This window comes from Janthinobacterium sp. 35, assembly GCF_002754575.1.
Taxonomy (GTDB): Bacteria; Pseudomonadota; Gammaproteobacteria; order Burkholderiales; family Burkholderiaceae_D; genus Janthinobacterium; species Janthinobacterium tructae.
In genome coordinates this window covers 3,684,636-3,701,342 of sequence record NZ_PEFN01000001.1, presented here as the reverse complement: position 1 = coordinate 3,701,342, position 16,707 = coordinate 3,684,636, and the positions used below count along the sequence as shown (strand labels likewise).

Here is a 16,707-nt window from a genome sequence, read left to right as displayed (position 1 = left end):
ACAAGCAATCTCCCCGTGTCCCCGCATACTTCCGTCGAGGCGCTGCATGTGCTGAAGCTGCTCACGCGCCGCCAGCGTGAGCAGGCGCTGGCGCATCCCGACTTGCCGCAGCTTGCCATCGGTACGCCGCTACCCGACACCTTGCTGTGGTTGTACCGGCGCCAGATCGTTACGTCCGAGGATGTGACGAGCCTGTCGTCGAGCGTGGCGCGCCACTTCAGCGGCGACGAGCTGGCACTGCGCTTGTCGATCTTGCAGCAGGTGGTGGAGGTGCTCAATCGCGAATCGCTCGATCATCTGCGCGACGAAGCGATCATTACGCCAGAGCTTTATCAACAGGCGCTGCCGCACCTGCCCGGCGACGTTCTGCTGCCCACGCCGGGCGAAGCGCTGAACTGGATGCTGCATGTGGGGCTGCTGCCGCGCGCGCAGTTCAAGACCACGGTGCAGCGCATCGAGGCCGGCGGCAGCGACGATGCAAAGCGCGTGGTCCGGCATGCGCAAGCGCGCCAGGATGAGCATAAAAAGGCGGTACGCGGCGTGGTCCTCGACGGTTTGTTTCCCGGCTCGCGCCTGGCCTGGCTGATCGGCGCGCCGCTGGCGCTGGCCGGCATGGTCTGGTATGTGATGAGCGGCAATTCCGTGCCCGAGTGCGACTCCACCGACACGCTCACCACCATGACACGCATGCTCAACAAGGCGGCGCCGGAAGGCACGGGCAAAGCAAGCCTGCACGATGTGAAAGAAGCCGGTTACGCCTCGTCACAACATATCCGTGGCTGCCTGGCCACGATAGCACTCGATGGCAGGAAGATGGGCTATGCCTATACCGTCGCGCGCGACGACAGCGGCAGCAAGAGCCGCATCAGCTATACGGGTGCGCAACCGTTGCTGGTCCAGGCGCGCTTTGGCACCATCCGCGATGGCGACTTTGCCCAGCAAGCCAAGCCCCTGGGGCGCGAGGCGCTGGAAAAGGCTTTCCGCGACGGCATGGATGGTGCGCGCATCATGCCCCAGCCACGGCAAGCGTTTTCGCTGACGCAATCGATGGAGCGCACGCGCGAAATCGCCGAAATCGAACCGCTGGCACCATGCAAGGAAATCTCGCCGGGCGTCTATTCCTGCCGCCTGCTGATCGAACGCAATGACGCCTTGCTGGGCATGCTCAACGGCGGCACGGCAGTGATGCAGGAAGGCGAGTTTACCTTCCAACGCGACGCTGCCGGCAATGGCTGGTCGGTCACGCCACAATTTGCCCTGGAGCTGCGCCAGGCCAAAATAAAAGAGTAAATTCATGCATACCGAACCGCCCCACGCATCGCTGGACCAGCTGCACCAGCTGGGCCTGATCACCGCGCAGGAACTCGACGAGGCCAACTCGGAACGCGATGTCGCCGCCCATGAGCGCCTGCACCCGCCAGAGGAGCCGGTCGACATGCCGGAACTGGCGCAGGACGCCGACCTAGCCACCACCCTGGGCTGGCTGCTGCTGACCGATCTGCTGCCCAAGAATGACTTCGACAAGCGCGCGGCCACACTGCCACCCCGGCAACAGGCGCTGGCAGCAGAGGGGGTGCGGTACTACAACCGCCGCGAGGTCGACGCCTTGTACGAGCTCGATTTGCTGAACCAGTTCCAGCGCGATGCTGCACATGCGGCGGTGCCGGCCGACCGCATGTTGTATACGCCGTGGATCGCCATGCGCTGGCTGGTGGTAAACGACATCCTGCCCACGGCGCAGTTCGAGGCACTTGAAGCGCACGTGCGTGAACATGGCAGTGCACTGGCGCGCGAAATCATGGAAGCGTCCAGGCTGCGTCATGGTCACGACCGCATCCCGTACAAGCGGCCACCGGCCTGGAAAGGCGCCTTGATCGTGCTGGGCATGATCCTGGTGATGTCCGTGCTTTACGGTGTTGTGACCGGAGGCCTGCGGCCATGAGCACCGATCCGCGCCTCAAACCGCTCGGCGAACTGCGGCAACTGGACCTGATCACCAGCGACGAATACGACGATACGCTGGCCGAACTGCAGATCATTGAGATCCAGCGCGCGCACAACGCCGCCGAAGACATCGATGTGCCCGAACTGGCGATGAGTGCCGACCAGATCAAGACGCTGGCCTGGCTGCTGGGCGCCGAACTGGTGCCCGAGGAGCGTTTTTTCAGGATGCTACGCAAGCTGCCCGCCGATGAACCACGCCGGGAACTGGCCAGCGCCGCGCTGCGGCAGGTGAACCGGCAAGCCGTCGATGCGCTGCACCAGCAGAACCTGATCAACGCCTGGCAGCGCGACGCCGCCCACGACAGCCTGCCTGCCGATCACCTTGCCGCCACGCCCGTCACGGCCTTGCGCCACATGCTGAAACAGGGCACGCTATCGCCGCTGCAATACAAGGAGCTGCAAGCGCGCACGCGCGCGAACGGCTCGCAACTGGCGCGCTTGATCGTCGACGCCGCAGGCAAACCGCCGACTCAATATGGCCGGCCCCGCCCGCGCCCTTCCACCATCATGGCTGCGGCACTGCTGCTGGCGATACTGACGATGCTGACGTATGCAGGACGCGCATGGTTCAAGCGCGAGCAAGCAGTGCCTGTGGCACCGCTGGCGCAGCCGGCCGACACGATCGAACGCACGGACCTGCAACAGCGCGCGGCAAGCATGCTGGAGGGCGCCCGCCAGCCAGGCGCGGATGCGCCCCAATTCGAGGTGCAGGTCATACAGGACAAGCCGCCTCAGTAAAGCAGGGCCGGCAACAGCATCGCCGGTTTTGCTATCACAAAAATCCGTTACAGGGTACAATCCGTCCTTACTTTTTTATTTCGGCCTCGTCGGCCCACGCGATGTCGTCAACTCCCTCTCCTTCGGCCGTCAAAGCCTATTTGCTCGATTTGCAAAGCCGTATCGTGCAGGCGCTCGAAGCGCAGGACGGCAAGCCTTTCCTGACCGATGCCTGGCAGCGCCCCGAGGGCGGTGGCGGCATTTCGCGGCTGATCGAGGAAGGCAATGTGTTCGAGCGTGGCGGCGTGAATTTTTCGCACGTCACCGGCGCCGCACTGCCGCCATCGGCAGCGGCCGCGCGCCCTGAACTCGGTGGCAAGGCGTGGGAAGCGATGGGCGTGTCGCTGGTGCTGCATCCGCGCAATCCCTACGCGCCAACGGTGCACATGAACGTGCGTTTTTTCAGCACCGTGAATGCCGATGGCGCTCCCGTATGGTGGTTCGGCGGCGGCATGGACCTGACGCCGTACTACGGCGACGCGGGCGACGTGAAGCACTTTCACCAGGTGTGCCATGATGCGCTGGCGCCGTTTGGCGCGCAGCTGCATCCGAAGTTCAAGCAGTGGTGCGATGATTATTTCTACCTGAAGCACCGGCGCGAAGCGCGCGGCGCCGGCGGCATCTTCTTCGACGACTTCAATGCCCTGGGCTTTGAAGACAGTTTCGCGATGCTGCGCAGCGCCGGCGACGCCTTCATCGACGCCTATGTGCCGATCCTGGCGCGGCGCAAGGACACGCCCTACGGCGAACGCGAACGCGATTTCCAGTGCTACCGGCGCGGACGCTATGTCGAGTTCAACCTGGTGTTTGACCGCGGCACCCTGTTCGGCCTGCAGTCGGGCGGACGCACCGAGGCAATCCTGATGTCGATGCCGCCAGTGGTCAAGTGGCGCTACGACTGGCACCCGGAAGCGGGCAGTCCCGAAGCGGCGTTGTATACTGACTTCCTCGTGCATCGCGACTGGCTGCAGGCGTGAACGACGGTAGTACTGCGAGCAGTACGGCATGCGTGGCGCTGCTGGGCGGCAGCTACGATCCGGTGCACATGGGCCATGTCGCGCTGGGCACGCATTTTTCCAGCCTGCTGCACGCCGATGAGCTGCGCGTGATTCCGGCGGGCGCGCCCTGGCAAAAGAGCAAGCTGGGCGCCACCGGCCTGCAGCGCGCCGAGATGGCCGGCCTGGCTTTTGCCGGCCTGCCCCTGCCCGTGGTGATCGACCGCCAGGAAATCGAGCGCAGCGAACATGGCCAGGCCAGCTACACCATCGATACCTTGCGCCAGGTACGCGCCGAGCTGGGAGCGCGCGCTTGCATCGTTTTCCTGATGGGCGCCGACCAGCTGCAGCGGCTCGCGACATGGCGCGAATGGCAGCAATTATTTGAATACGCGCATATCTGCGTCGCGGCCCGCCCCGGCTTCGCGCTGAATGACACAGCAGTACCGCAAGTGGTCGCCGACGAGTTTTCGCGCCGCCTGGGGTCGCTGGACAGCATCCGCAACACGCCGCACGGTCTGACTTATCTGGCACAGGACTTCGCGGTGGATATCTCCGCCACCGAAATACGTGCGGCATTACAACGGGGGAATCGGGCAAACTCGCTTGTTTCCCCGCTAGTGCTAGACTATATTGAACAACATAATTTATACAAAAGCTAAATGGACATCAAAAAACTGCAAACCCTCGTCGTTGACGCCCTTGAAGACGTCAAAGGCCAAGACATCGCCGTCTTCGAAACGAGTCACCTGACCAGCCTGTTCGACCGCATCGCGATCGTCTCCGGTACCTCGAACCGTCAAACCAAGGCGCTGGCCGCCTCGGTGCGCGACAAGGTCAAGGACGCCGGCGGCCAGATCATCGGCATGGAAGGCGAGGAAACGGGTGAATGGGTGCTGGTCGATCTGGGCGACATGATCGTTCACATCATGCAAGCTCCTATCCGCGCCTACTACCGCCTGGAAGAAATCTGGGGCGATACCCCGATCAAGCTCGGTGCCGCCAAGCGCGCGCCGAAAAAAGCCGGCGACGACGAGCCGAAGAAAATCAGCGGCCATCTGGCAGCGAGCAAGGCCAAGGTCGAAGTTTCGCCCGTGATCGAAAAGAAAACACCAGCGAAGAAAGCCACGGCAGCCACCGCCGCCAAGAAAGCCCCGGCGAAAAAAGCCGCCTCGAAAGCTGTCGGCAAGACCGTGAAAATCGCGCCGACCAAGACCGAAGCGGCTGCCGTGAAAGCCTTGAAAGCGCTGCCAGAGAAAAAAGTGCGCACCCCGCGCGCGGCCAAACCGGCAGCCGATGCTGCACCGGCAAAAACCGTGATCAAGCGTATCAAAAAAGTCGAAGCGTAAGCGTCGATGCAGCTCATCATCGCTGCGGTCGGCCATAAAATGCCGGCCTGGATAGAGACGGGCTTCGCGGAATACGCGAAGCGCATGCCGCCGGAACTGCGCATCGTGCTGAAAGAAATCAAGCCGGTGGAGCGTTCCGGCAGCAAGACCGCCGCTACGGCGATGGCGCTGGAACGCGAACGTATCGAAGCCGTCCTGCCCAAGGGCGTGCGCATCATCGCCCTCGACGAACGCGGCAAGGACCTGACCAGCGTCGGCCTGTCGCAGCAGTTGATGGCGTGGCAGCAGGATGGCCGCGACACCGCCTTTTTGATCGGCGGTGCCGACGGCCTCGATCCGCAGCTCAAGGCGCGTGCCGAAGGCATGCTGCGCATTTCCAGCATGACCCTGCCGCACGGCGTGGTGCGCGTGATCCTCGCCGAGCAGCTGTATCGTGCCTGGTCGATCACGCAAAACCACCCCTATCACCGCGTCTGAACTCCCCCATGAAAACGGCTGATCACAAGATCTACCTCGCTTCCAAAAGTCCGCGCCGGCGCGAACTGCTGCGTCAGATCGGCATCGATTTCGAATTGCTGCTACTGCGCAGCGACGGCCCGCGCGGCGCCGACGTCACCGAGGAAGTCCTTCCCGGCGAGTCGGCGCTCGACTATGTCGCCCGCGTGTCGAATGAAAAAGCCGCCTTCGCCTGGGACCTGGTGCGCCGTCGCCACCTGACAGCGCGCCCCGTGCTGGCGGCCGACACCACCGTCACCATCGACGGCATCATCCTCGGCAAGCCGGCCGACCGCGCGGAAGCCGTGGCGATGCTGCAGCAACTGTCGGGCCGCACGCATCAGGTACTCACCTCGATCGCCGTGCACTACAAAAACTTCGCCGAGCAGCGTACGCAGGTGTCGCAAGTGCGCTTCGGCGTGCTCTCGCCCGCGTCCATCGCCGCGTATTGCGCCACGCCGGAACCGTACGACAAGGCCGGCGGCTACGGCATCCAGGGCAGCGCCGCGCTGTTCGTCGAGCATATCGAAGGCAGCCATTCCGGCATCATGGGCCTGCCCCTGTACGAGACGGCGCAATTGCTGCGTGAAGCAGGTTTGCCCCTGCCCTGATCCCGGGTATGATGTCATTCGTTGCCTCCACTTCCCCGCCTCCATGAACGAAGACATCCTGATCAATATCACGCCGCAAGAAACCCGCGTCGCCCTCATCCTCCAGGGCGCCGTGCAGGAATTGCACATCGAGCGCACGCTCACGCGCGGCCTGGCCGGCAATGTGTATTCCGGCAAAGTGGTGCGGGTGTTGCCGGGCATGCAATCGGCCTTCATCGACATCGGCCTGGAGCGCGCCGCGTTTTTGCACGTGGCCGATATCTGGGAAGCGCGCGGCCACGATGGCCAGAACACCACGCCCGCTCCCATTGAAAAAATCCTCTTTGACGGCCAGGTGCTGACGGTGCAGGTGATCAAGGACCCGATCGGCACCAAGGGTGCGCGCCTGTCGACGCAGATCTCCATCGCCGGGCGCATGCTGGTGTACCTGCCGCAAGACAAGCACATCGGTATCTCGCAGAAAATCGAGAAGGAAGCGGAACGCGAGCAATTGCGCGTGCGCCTGCAAAGCCTGCTGCCGCCCGATGAAAAGGGCGGCTACATCGTGCGCACCATGGCCGAAGACGCGTCCGACGCGGACCTGAAGGCGGACGTCGACTACCTGCGCAAGACCTGGAGCACCATCACGCACGGTGCGCGCACGCGTCCCGCCACCAGCCTGCTGCACCAGGACTTGAGCCTGGCGCAGCGCGTGCTGCGCGACTTCGTCGGCGATGAAACGGCCACCATCCAGGTCGACTCGCGCGAAAACTATGTGAAATTGCGCGAATTCGCGGAAATCTACACGCCCAGCGAACTGACGCGCCTGCAGCACTACACGGGCGAGCGCCCGCTGTTCGATCTATATGGCGTGGAAGAAGAAATTTTGCGCGCACTGGGGCGCCGGGTCGACCTGAAATCGGGCGGCTACCTGATCGTCGACCAGACGGAAGCGATGACCACCATCGACGTCAACACGGGCGGTTTTGTGGGCGGGCGCAATTTCGCCGACACGATTTTCAAGACCAACCTGGAAGCGGCGCACGCCATCGCACGCCAGCTGCGCTTGCGCAACCTGGGCGGCATCATCATCCTCGACTTCATCGACATGGACAATGCCGAGCACCGCAACGCCGTGCTGGCCGAGCTGAAACGCACCTTGTCGCGCGACCGCACCAAGGTATCGGTGAGCAATTTCTCGCCGCTGGGCCTGGTGGAAATGACGCGCAAGCGCACGCGCGAATCGCTCGCCCACATCCTGTGCGAACCGTGCCCCGCCTGCGCCGGCAAGGGACAAGTCAAGACCTCGCGCACCATCTGCTATGAAATCCTGCGCGAACTGCTGCGCGAAGCAAAACAGTTCAACCCGCGCGAATTCCGCATCCTCGCCTCGCAGGAAGTCGTCGATTTATTCCTGGAAGAAGAATCGCAGCACCTGGCCATGCTCGGTGATTTCATCGGCAAGAAAATCTCGCTGCAGGTGGAAAATGCCTACCACCAGGAGCAGTACGACGTCATTCTGATGTAATTACATTATTAAAAAATCATAAACTTAATCAGGATAATTATGAGGCGAAGGCACGCCAAGGAAGTAGTCAAACTCGGTGAGGTTTACCAAGATCATCTCAAGCATTTCAATAGTGGAAGTACGCTCACCGTGCAGTAACTTTGCGGTGGCATCTGCAAGAGGAAATTCACCGTGCAGACCCGCTTCGATGAGAGTCAGCACAGCGTCCTTCAAACCATCGGGAAGCCCTAGGTTGCTCCAGTCCGCACGAGCATTGTCGAGTGCCCCCAAGAGCGTCTGATAAATTTGCTTTTCTTCAGGCGTTCTTCCATCTTTACCCTTCCAGTAAGCATGGATATTTTGAAGCTCTACTAAAGAGTTCGTAAGGCGAGTGAATGCATTTACCGAGTCCAACGGCGCCACTCCCACTCCGGCAGTGGAACACCACACCTGTACCTTCTCAGGAGTAAGTACAGGCATGAGCGTATCGAAACCGGATATGGCGAGGTTTGTCAGCCCAAAACTCTGCATAACAGGCAGGATGCAAATCTTGCGTCCCTGATCCACAGACGCGCGCCACACAGGCCAACTATCAACCAGAACGACAGTCGTGCCATCAGCAGTCACTGGAACAGTAATCAGTACGTCTGCTGGTGGCCATAGAGTGGAGATCTCAGCGTCAGCCAACAGATATACCCCTATCCCCTCACTGACACTGCACAGTTTTGTCCTAAGCTTTGCCTCCAAAGCCTTGAACTCCGTGTCGTGATACTGGCGCGCAGCATGTCCGGCCTTGTCAAACGAGCTACCCTTGGCAGCTGTTTTTCTGAGGTGCGTCAAAAATGGGGATCGCCCTCTTACATAAGCTTCACCCGCCAAAGCCTGCAATGCCTCAATAATGCGAAACAGCTCATCCAGTTCCTTTGGTGATTCGAGAGACAAAACTTCCCAAGACTCTTCTACCTGAGCAACCGAGATGCTCTTTAGAAGGTCCTTGATCCACCCCAGATAAGCGAGTGCTCCGTCAGGAAGCGCGAAGAACCTAACAATAAGATCTAAGGAGCAACTGGACAGAATCGACTGCAACCTCGACCATCTCTCCGACTGGCTTACCGACTGCGGCTCTTGTGGTGCAAACAAAGCTTGGCTGCTGTCATAGATATGACCTAAGGCTTCAACGGCTGCTGTGTCTGTCTTCCCCCTGAGCCGTCCATCCAGAAGCAGCTTCAAGTTGCGATTGACGAGGCGAACAAGTTCAAGGCACTCTGCCAAATACGCTGTATAGCTCTCTGTGGCAAGCTGTGCGTTGAGTATGGCAATCCATGCACGGTTGCGCACTACCTGCGCTAGACAAGGAACGTTTTTCCTGGACATACGCTTTTGTACAAGGGGATGCCCCCCAGTCATGAAACTAATGACGATCCCGTCAGCACCCAACGCGACGCTAGACACTACATCTGCTGTGGGTGCTAGTGCCAACAACATTTCACATGTACGCACTACCTCCATATTGAGGTCAGTCTGAACAGACGAGGCTACGTACCAAACGTTTGCCCTAACTTCGAGCCCTTCCTCACAGGGCGACATGCTCGGGGCGTCGGCCCATGCAACATGTTCAGAGAACCGCTGGAACATAGCGTGCTGTCCAACCGCATCGACCCAACCTATTGCCAATGATCGGTCGACTCGTGCGGCAACTTCGAGCAACGCAACTACATCCTGAAAATTAGCATTAACGAGCGGCGGAGTAAGCCGAACGAATTCCGCCCGATGTTTCGGCGGCATGGTCTGCCCCAGCATTGCAACAAGGCATGAAGTTAAGTCTCCAATCTTACTGGAACTCTCCAGGACCCGTCGCAGAACGATCTGGGACAACAACGCCAGGAAACAGGCTGTCAAGCCTGTAGCGAGTACTTCAGACCGGATCTCGGTGAAGCGACGGGTTGCCGGTACAGTCGGTCCAATATCTGGTGGCTCAATGTCTCCAATTGCTAAACTGGCAGGCGTCCCTTGCACTGACTTCGCCACGGCCTGTGCTTCAGGAGTACCCCGCCATAAAAAAATGATCCGATATGCGTTTGCATGATCCAAACCTGTAATGATTGAATTGAACAACGCAGCAGAGGGATTTGCTTCCAAGCGAAGCGCAAGCGATTGGAGAACCGCCTCGTCGCACTTATCATGCTTTGAAAGGATGCGCGCAAGGAACCGGGCTAACTCACCTACAGGTACAAGCCATACCGTGGTTGCGGCAGTCGCTGACAACAATGGCGGCGGGAACTCATGAGCTAGGCGAAGCAGTTCTGTTGACCTTAATTCATGCAGTCCAACAATCCTGCCGTCACTTGTGTCTTGCACCAAGTGCTCATCTTTCAATCTGGTGAGTGCATGCGAAATCACTGACGGGAGCTTGCCCAATATCTGAGGTAACTGCGCGATTTCGGCACTGCAACCTGTCGCGTTTGCGCATGCAACGGCCCTAAGGACATCAAGTTCATCGTGTCGTGTAACATTATTCATCCGGGTAGAAATTTGGGCGTGCAACGTCTCGCTAAGTCGGCGCCCCTGAGTCAACGCGTGCGTGTACTCGAGCAGGTGGCCCTTGGACAGCTTCCAAGGCTCTTTCCAGCCCTGCCAGGATGTTTGTCCTCTATCGCGTAGCTCCCGCCACACTCGTTCCGCCAAAACATTGTCACCCTGAACCTTAACTTGAATGGCACGACGACTATCCGCCAGTGGATACTTGTCCTCTTCTCTAACGGACGCGAGGAGCAACAGCCCAGGAGTACGGCCCACCTCAAAAGCCATAGCTGTCCAGCCATCAGAGAATCCTCGTCCCACATCGTCAATAATGAAACCTACCGGCGCATCGGCTGTTGCGCGCCTTGAACGGGCCAGTTGCAACAGCGGCTGCATTGCTGACATCGGGAGGTGACGAATTTGAAACCAACGGACCGCATGACGGCTGGCATAGGCGGCCTCCCAGAGCACCGCAGACTTTCCGGAGCCAGACGCACCGTGAATGAGCACGTTATGTCGCCCTTCCAAGCCAGCCAGTACCGCTGAACGCAGCTCTGGTCGCTCAACAACAAGACCAGCAGCAACGTGCGAAGCTTGTGCGTCGACTCCAAGATAAAAGAGAGGGTCTTCGTCTGGTGTTAGGAAATCGACCGCCTCGCAGTAACCTGCCAATAGCGCCTCTTCGACGATCGTAGAGGTCAATAGAGGCTGCAGCGCATCTAACCGTTGCTGGACGTCGGATCGTGCTATGTCCCTGAATGTTCCAGGCGCACGCATGCCGTTATCATCAGAGATTCGTCCAACCAAACCCAGAAGGTCTGCAACGTAAATTTCCGCCTCAAAGGGCGTGCAGCTTTGCCAAGCTGAGATAAGGTCAATTGCACTGGAGCGAGGATCAGGCAAAACGAGGATCTTGGTTCTAGCGACTATAGCCGCTAGCGACTTGTGGCCTTTCAGCTTCGCGACGACAGCTGGGTAGGCGGACAATTCCTGAAACTGCGCTACTGAGCTGCGACGTTCGCCAACATTACTCTCAAGCACCAATATGAAGTGGTCATCGTTAGTCACATCCTTCGCATCCCACATCTTCTTAATGAAGGCGGCAGCTGCATATACAGTGAACGGGCCGAGGTGGTCACGACGCGACTTTACCTGCGCCAATACACGAGAGCCACTTGCTCGCAGTTCGAGATCGTCGCCACCTTCTGGCACGACCACCGCATACTCTGATTGACCAACAAACCCCTGTACTGAGAAATGGACCGCCACAGCGTCCTGGTATCGGAATCCTCTTCCCGCGTGAGATCCAGCTCTTGTCGACAAATCACATCTCCCTGTAGGATGGCTCTGCGGCGCTACTTGCTCTTCTGATTTACCAACGAAATACTTCGTTCAAGAGTAGCTATCGCAAAAGATACTTCATGAGTAGCTTTTTAATAGATGTATATATACAAGGCAACTAAACCATACGATATGGTCTTGATTCATACATGAATACTACCACCGCCTTCTGGCGCGACCCGGCGCTGCCCCACGTGGAGAGCCGGCGCGCCTGCCACAGCCGGGCGTGCTACAAGCCGCACAGCCATCCCACGTTTTCGATTGGCGCCGTCGACGCTGGCGGCAGCATCTTTACGGGCAGCAAAGACGGCAAGGTCGCCCTCGGCAATGGCAGCCTGGTGCTGGTGCCGGCCGGCTGCGTGCACGCCTGCAATCCCCTGCCTGACACCTTCTGGAGCTACCAGATGCTGCATCTCGATGCAGTATGGTTACAGGCTAACGTGCCGCAACTGTGCATGGACAACGCCAGCGTGCTGCATGTTCCCGCCCTGTACGCGCAATTCTGCACCATGAATGCGCTACTGTTTTCCAGCACCGGTACACACGCGAAAAACGCCGCACTGCTGACGTTCCTGCACGCTTGCGTCAACGCCAGCGAGATGACGCCCCTTCCCTCCGGGAGGGAGGTCATTCCTGCACGGCTGCGCCCCGTCCTGCAGCGACTGCAGGGTCAGCTGCCGGTCAGCCTGGAACACCTGTCGCAACTGGCCGGCATGAGCCGCTACCAGCTGATCCGAGCCTTCCATACCGCCACCGGCATGACACCGCATGCGTACCAGCTGAACCTGAGCGTGAACCGCGCGCGCCATCGCTTGCATGCAGGCGCGGCGCTGGCCGATATCGCCTGCGACCTCGGCTTTGCGGATCAGAGCCATCTGCAGCGCGTCTTCAAGGCGCATGCGGGCATCACGCCGGGGCGCTATCGCGGCTGAGGCGCCCGCAATTTTCTTCAATACAGGCTGTCGTCAGCCCCTGCATACTCGCGCATCGCCATTGCCGGAGCCAACCTCCATGCACGATTTCCTCTTCATCGCCGCCGCCCACTTTCTTTCCCTGCTGTCGCCCGGTCCCGATTTTTTCCTGATCGCACGCACCTCGCTGGCCCACGGCTGGCGCGGCGCAGCCGGCACATGCGTGGGCATTACGCTGGCCAATGCGGTGTTTATCGTGGCGGCGTTTGCGGGACTATCGGTGCTCAAGGCAGGCAGTACGGCATTCATGCTGGTGCGGCTGGCCGGATGCGCCTATCTGCTGTACCTGGGCTGGCTGTTCCTGCGCCATGCGGGCAAGAGCCGCCTGGATGCCAAGCCCGCCACCGGCAAGGCGCGCTGGCCCGGCGGTGTCGCGATGGGGTTTGTCTCCGCCATCCTGAACCCGAAGAATGCGCTGTTCTACGTCAGCCTGGCCACCGTGCTGGCCGCCAGGCAGACGAGTCCCGTGGCGATGGTGGCGTATGGCGCGTGGATGATCGTTGCCGTGCTGGCGTGGGATATGGCGGTGGCGCTGGCCATCGGCAGCAGCGCCCTGCGGCAGCGCTTTGCGCGCGCGCTGCCGCTGCTGGAGCGGCTGTCGGGCGTGATGCTGATCGTGCTGGCGGTGGTGCTGTTGGCGGATCAGGCCGGCAATGGATCCAGGTAAAACACGGCGTACACTTTCAGTGGCGACGTTTCCGTGGCTTTTTCCGAACGCACGACGGAGCAGTCGTCGGCGGCCAGGCTGCGCCAGTTCTGGATGCCGGCCTTGGCGAACATCGCGTGCGCGGGGGCATTTGCAGCCAGGTCCAGCACCAGGCAGGCGTTGCGCGGGCCGGCGCCGTAGTTGACGGCACGGATCTCGATGCCGAAGGTCGTCATCCACGGTTCCCACAGGCCTTTTTCCTTGCCGGCGGCCATGCGCTCCAGCATCTCGCCAAAGCTCAATCCTTTCTTGACGGTATCGCGCAGGGCTTGCAGCGACGGCGCCAGGCGGGGATCGGGCTGCTTGTTGCCAGCGCGAATTTCGGCGATCGCCTTCAATTCCTTGATGATGGCCGCATCGCGCTCCGTGTAATCGCGCATGCGTGCGTAAAACTCGGCGTCGAGGAAGGGATTGACGGTCAGCTTGGCGACGCCCTCTTCGCGGCGTTTCGGGGAAGGCGTGGTGGTTTTTGTCATGGCGATGGAGGGCAAGGGAAACAATGAGGGCCGCCAGTTTAACACCATGCGGCAGCAGCGGCACACCTTGCGGCCGCTTTCATGCCATGCCAGGCGGGAGCAGGACGGTGCGACACCTTTGGTGCGCGTGCCAGGCGCCGATGGCTCAGTTTCTAAAGATCGGCCAAGTGCAGCCTGACAGCATCAGCAAGTTGGCGACGCTGAACACGAGGAGCGCCATGCGCATCTTACGGGGAGAAGGTGTTTTCAATGTAGTTCCTTAGTCAAGTGAGATTGAGCACAGATGACCATCGTTGAGCCGGCCAACACAGCCGGCAATGCCAGGCCAACGATAGCGTCTGGCATTTCACTATAGCAGATGGCGCAGGACGATCCTGCATGTCAGCAGGTGTTCGCCAGTGGAATGGCAAGCCGGGGAACGGAGGCGGTTCAAGCGCGCGGCGGCGCCGTCGATTCGCGCACCACCAGCTCGGGTTTCAGGCGCACGTCGAGCACCGCGGAATCGGGCGAGGCGATGGTTTGCAGGATCAGCCGCGCCGCTTCCGTGCCGATGCCGTGGTGGCGGATGCGGATAGTGGTGAGCGGTGGACGGATCATGTCCATGTACGGCATGTCGTTGTGGCCCACCACGGAAATATCTTCCGGGCAGCTCAAGCCCAGTTCGCGGATGGCATCGTAGCAGCCGATGGCCACCAGGTCACTGCCCGTCACCACGGCCGTCGTCTGCGGCGACTGGCGCAACAGCGCCAGCAGGGCCGCCTTGCCGCATTCGCGCGAATAGCCGCTGCTTTCAAACACGAACGCTTGCGAGGGATCGAGTTCGCTGGCCTGGATGGCGGCCAGGAAACCGAGCCGGCGCACATGCCCCGTGGACAGGTTTTCCGGGCCGGCAATGTGCGCGATATGGCGGTGGCCCAGCGCCAGCAAGTGTTCGACGGCCAGGCGCATGCCGACCACGTCGTCGCTGACGACGCAGGAAGCGACGCCCGTCTCGTCGCTGCGGTTGACGGTGACGACAGGCACATTCTGGTCGATGCACATCTTGATGACGGGATCGTGGCGCCGTGCCGTAGCCAAAATCAGGCCGTCGACCTGCTGCCCAAGCAGGCGGTTGATGACGAACAGCTGCTCTTGCTCGTCGGCACCCACGTTGGCGACGATGGCCAGGTAGCCATGCTTGCGCAAGCCTTCCTCGATGCCCAGCAGGATAGGCGGGAATACCGCGTTGGTTATGTCGGGCAAGACTACGCCGATGATGCGCGACTTGCGCGTGACCAGGGTGGAGGCGGCGCGGTTGGGCCGGTAACCGAGCCGGCCCGCTTCGGCCAGCACGCGCGTCGCCACCTCGGCGCTGACCATTTGCCGCGTTGCCGGGTTCATCACGCGCGAGACGGTGGAAAAGTGCACGCCGCTGGCCCGCGCGACGTCGCTTAAGGTGGGGTTCTTGTTTGTCATGGGCTTCCCGGATCGCAATACGCTGATTTTATCGCAAAAAATGCCCATGCCGTCAAAAACCGAGCAAACGCTTGCATTGAAATAATGCCGTTGCCCAAAGCGGTTTTGAGACTGTTAAGTACAATCCAGCCTTGACAGCGTGCAAACGCTTGCATAACATGGCCCGGATTGACCACTCGGGCCTGGTTGCCCTTCCCAGAATTCTTATGTCTACTTCCCACAGCAAGCACGCCGAACAGAACGGCGAAACCTTCAACCTGAAAGAAGCCGCCCTCGCCTATCACGCGGAACCCCGCGCAGGCAAGATTTCCGTGACGCCAACCAAACCGCTGGGCGACGCCCGCGCCCTGACCCTGGCATACTCGCCAGGCGTGGCCTTCGCCTGCGAAGCCATCGTGGAAGATCCGCGCACGGCCGGCATCTACACCTCGCGCAGCAACCTGGTGGCCGTGATCACGAATGGCACGGCGGTGCTGGGCCTGGGCGATATCGGCCCGCTGGCCAGTAAACCGGTGATGGAAGGCAAGGCTTGCCTGTTCAAGCAATTTGCCGACGTCGACGTGTTCGACATCGAACTGGCCGAGAACGATCCCGACCTGTTCATCGACACCGTGGTGCGCATGGAGCCGACCTTCGGCGGCATCAACCTGGAAGACATCAAGGCGCCCGATTGCTTCTATATCGAGCAGCAATTGCGCAAGCGCATGAACATTCCCGTCTTCCACGACGACCAGCACGGCACGGCCATCATCGTCGCAGCCGGCATCCTGAACGGCCTGGAACTGGTGGGCAAGGATATCGGCAATGTGAAAGTGGCCGTCTCTGGCGCCGGCGCCGCCTCGATCGCCTGCCTCGACCTGCTCGTCTCGCTAGGCCTGAACAAGTCGCTGCTGAAAGTGTGCGACAGCCAGGGCGTGATCTACCCGGGCCGCGATGCCAATATGGAGGAGAACAAGGCGCGCTACGCGAACGACACGAGCGACCGCGACCTGGCCGACGCCATGCTCGGCGCCGACATCTTCATCGGCGTCTCGAAGGGCGGCGTGGTCAGCGCGCAGATGGTCGAATCGATGGCCGCCAAGCCGCTGATCTTCGCCCTGGCCAATCCGCATCCGGAAATCGCCCCGGAAAAGGTGCATGCCGTGCGCGACGACGCCATCGTGGCCACGGGGCGCTCGGATTACCCGAACCAGATCAACAACGTGCTGTGCTTCCCGTACATCTTCCGTGGCGCGCTCGACGTGGGCGCCACCACCATCAACGAAGAGATGAAGCTGGCCTGCGTGCGCGCCATCGCCGCGCTGGCAAAAGAACCATTGCCGGGCCACGAAACCAGCGCCTTGAGCCCGCTGCAACTGATACCGTCGCCGTTCGACGAGCGCCTGCGCAGCTGGGTCGCGCCTGCCGTGTCGCAAGCGGCCATCGCCACCGGCGTGGCCACGCGCGTGCCGGCCAGCGCCTGAAACGCATGAGCGGTCTGCCGGGCTTGGCAAAATAGCAGCAAGTTACCATTGCTTACAA

General features: G+C 60.7%; 14 protein-coding genes and 1 pseudogene. 12 read left to right on the top strand and 3 right to left on the bottom strand.

Annotation, left to right across the window (positions count from 1 at the left end; all coding sequences use genetic code 11):
- Positions 1-15: 15 nt before the first annotated feature.
- The 9 genes from CLU93_RS16480 to rng all read left to right on the top strand — a co-directional run bounded on the left by CLU93_RS16480 (position 16) and on the right by rng (position 7,738).
- Positions 16-1,290, top strand: coding sequence for a hypothetical protein (locus CLU93_RS16480; protein WP_099762329.1), 1,275 nt, complete (start codon positions 16-18; stop codon positions 1,288-1,290).
- A 4-nt stretch (positions 1,291-1,294) separates the two neighbouring features.
- Entirely contained in the window at positions 1,295-1,942 is a 648-nt protein-coding gene (locus tag CLU93_RS16475) for a hypothetical protein (RefSeq protein WP_099762328.1), read from the top strand.
- Positions 1,939-2,742, top strand: coding sequence for a hypothetical protein (locus tag CLU93_RS16470; protein WP_099762327.1), 804 nt, complete (start codon positions 1,939-1,941; stop codon positions 2,740-2,742). The genes CLU93_RS16475 and CLU93_RS16470 overlap by 4 nt, the downstream gene beginning before the upstream one ends.
- Positions 2,743-2,843: 101 nt before the next feature.
- Positions 2,844-3,758 (top strand): oxygen-dependent coproporphyrinogen oxidase, encoded by a 915-nt coding sequence (gene hemF / locus CLU93_RS16465; protein ID WP_099762326.1) that lies wholly within the window; start codon positions 2,844-2,846, stop codon positions 3,756-3,758.
- Positions 3,755-4,438: a nicotinate (nicotinamide) nucleotide adenylyltransferase gene (gene nadD, locus CLU93_RS16460; RefSeq protein WP_257224988.1), complete on the top strand. Its 684-nt coding sequence runs from the start codon at positions 3,755-3,757 to the stop codon at positions 4,436-4,438. The genes hemF and nadD overlap by 4 nt, the downstream gene beginning before the upstream one ends.
- Entirely contained in the window at positions 4,439-5,125 is a 687-nt protein-coding gene (rsfS, locus tag CLU93_RS16455; protein ID WP_071075674.1) for a ribosome silencing factor, read from the top strand. It abuts the gene before it with no gap.
- A 6-nt stretch (positions 5,126-5,131) separates the two neighbouring features.
- Positions 5,132-5,602: a 23S rRNA (pseudouridine(1915)-N(3))-methyltransferase RlmH gene (rlmH, locus tag CLU93_RS16450; RefSeq protein WP_034747108.1), complete on the top strand. Its 471-nt coding sequence runs from the start codon at positions 5,132-5,134 to the stop codon at positions 5,600-5,602.
- An 8-nt stretch (positions 5,603-5,610) separates the two neighbouring features.
- Entirely contained in the window at positions 5,611-6,231 is a 621-nt protein-coding gene (locus tag CLU93_RS16445; RefSeq protein ID WP_099762324.1) for a Maf family protein, read from the top strand.
- Between the two features lie 43 nt (positions 6,232-6,274).
- Positions 6,275-7,738, top strand: a complete 1,464-nt coding sequence (rng, locus tag CLU93_RS16440; RefSeq protein ID WP_010401074.1) for a ribonuclease G — start codon at positions 6,275-6,277, stop codon at positions 7,736-7,738.
- A 24-nt stretch (positions 7,739-7,762) separates the two neighbouring features.
- Here the strand turns inward: rng and CLU93_RS16435 are convergent, their stop codons facing one another.
- Positions 7,763-11,506 carry an ATP-binding protein gene (locus tag CLU93_RS16435; protein WP_143451753.1) on the bottom strand — a complete coding sequence of 1,248 codons (3,744 nt, stop codon included), beginning with the start codon at positions 11,504-11,506 and terminating at the stop codon, positions 7,763-7,765.
- A gap of 221 nt (positions 11,507-11,727) precedes the next feature.
- On the opposite strand from CLU93_RS16435, the gene CLU93_RS16430 reads away from it, so the two are divergent.
- On the top strand, positions 11,728-12,510 hold the full coding sequence (locus CLU93_RS16430; RefSeq protein WP_099762322.1) for a helix-turn-helix domain-containing protein: 783 nt from the start codon (positions 11,728-11,730) through the stop codon (positions 12,508-12,510).
- Positions 12,511-12,589: 79 nt separating this feature from the next.
- Complete coding sequence (locus tag CLU93_RS16425; RefSeq protein ID WP_099762321.1) at positions 12,590-13,216, top strand: LysE family translocator; 627 nt, start codon at positions 12,590-12,592, stop codon at positions 13,214-13,216.
- Here CLU93_RS16425 and CLU93_RS16420 read toward each other — a convergent pair.
- Together CLU93_RS16420 and CLU93_RS16415 are read right to left on the bottom strand one after the other, a co-directional pair.
- Entirely contained in the window at positions 13,192-13,731 is a 540-nt protein-coding gene (locus CLU93_RS16420) for a hypothetical protein (protein ID WP_243420341.1), read from the bottom strand. The two genes, CLU93_RS16425 and CLU93_RS16420, sit on opposite strands and share 25 nt — an antisense overlap.
- A 429-nt stretch (positions 13,732-14,160) precedes the next feature.
- Positions 14,161-15,186, bottom strand: coding sequence for a LacI family DNA-binding transcriptional regulator (locus CLU93_RS16415; RefSeq protein ID WP_099764423.1), 1,026 nt, complete (start codon positions 15,184-15,186; stop codon positions 14,161-14,163).
- 206 nt (positions 15,187-15,392) lie between these two features.
- Between CLU93_RS16415 and CLU93_RS16410 the strand changes: the two are divergent.
- Positions 15,393-16,631: pseudogene (locus CLU93_RS16410) on the top strand (malic enzyme-like NAD(P)-binding protein); the annotation flags it as partial.
- Positions 16,632-16,707: the final 76 nt, after the last annotated feature.

What these genes read in the sequence shown, in the direction of transcription:
- CLU93_RS16475 (WP_099762328.1), top strand. Translation starts at nt 1,295, where the DNA reads ATGCATACCGAACCGCCCCACGCATCGCTGGACCAGCTGCACCAGCTG.
- CLU93_RS16470 (WP_099762327.1), top strand. Translation starts at nt 1,939, where the DNA reads ATGAGCACCGATCCGCGCCTCAAACCGCTCGGCGAACTGCGGCAACTG.
- hemF (WP_099762326.1), top strand. Translation starts at nt 2,844, where the DNA reads ATGTCGTCAACTCCCTCTCCTTCGGCCGTCAAAGCCTATTTGCTCGAT.
- rsfS (WP_071075674.1), top strand. Translation starts at nt 4,439, where the DNA reads ATGGACATCAAAAAACTGCAAACCCTCGTCGTTGACGCCCTTGAAGAC.
- rlmH (WP_034747108.1), top strand. Translation starts at nt 5,132, where the DNA reads ATGCAGCTCATCATCGCTGCGGTCGGCCATAAAATGCCGGCCTGGATA.
- CLU93_RS16445 (WP_099762324.1), top strand. Translation starts at nt 5,611, where the DNA reads ATGAAAACGGCTGATCACAAGATCTACCTCGCTTCCAAAAGTCCGCGC.
- rng (WP_010401074.1), top strand. Translation starts at nt 6,275, where the DNA reads ATGAACGAAGACATCCTGATCAATATCACGCCGCAAGAAACCCGCGTC.
- CLU93_RS16430 (WP_099762322.1), top strand. Translation starts at nt 11,728, where the DNA reads ATGAATACTACCACCGCCTTCTGGCGCGACCCGGCGCTGCCCCACGTG.
- CLU93_RS16425 (WP_099762321.1), top strand. Translation starts at nt 12,590, where the DNA reads ATGCACGATTTCCTCTTCATCGCCGCCGCCCACTTTCTTTCCCTGCTG.
- CLU93_RS16420 (WP_243420341.1), bottom strand. Translation starts at nt 13,731, where the DNA reads ATGACAAAAACCACCACGCCTTCCCCGAAACGCCGCGAAGAGGGCGTC.
- CLU93_RS16415 (WP_099764423.1), bottom strand. Translation starts at nt 15,186, where the DNA reads ATGACAAACAAGAACCCCACCTTAAGCGACGTCGCGCGGGCCAGCGGC.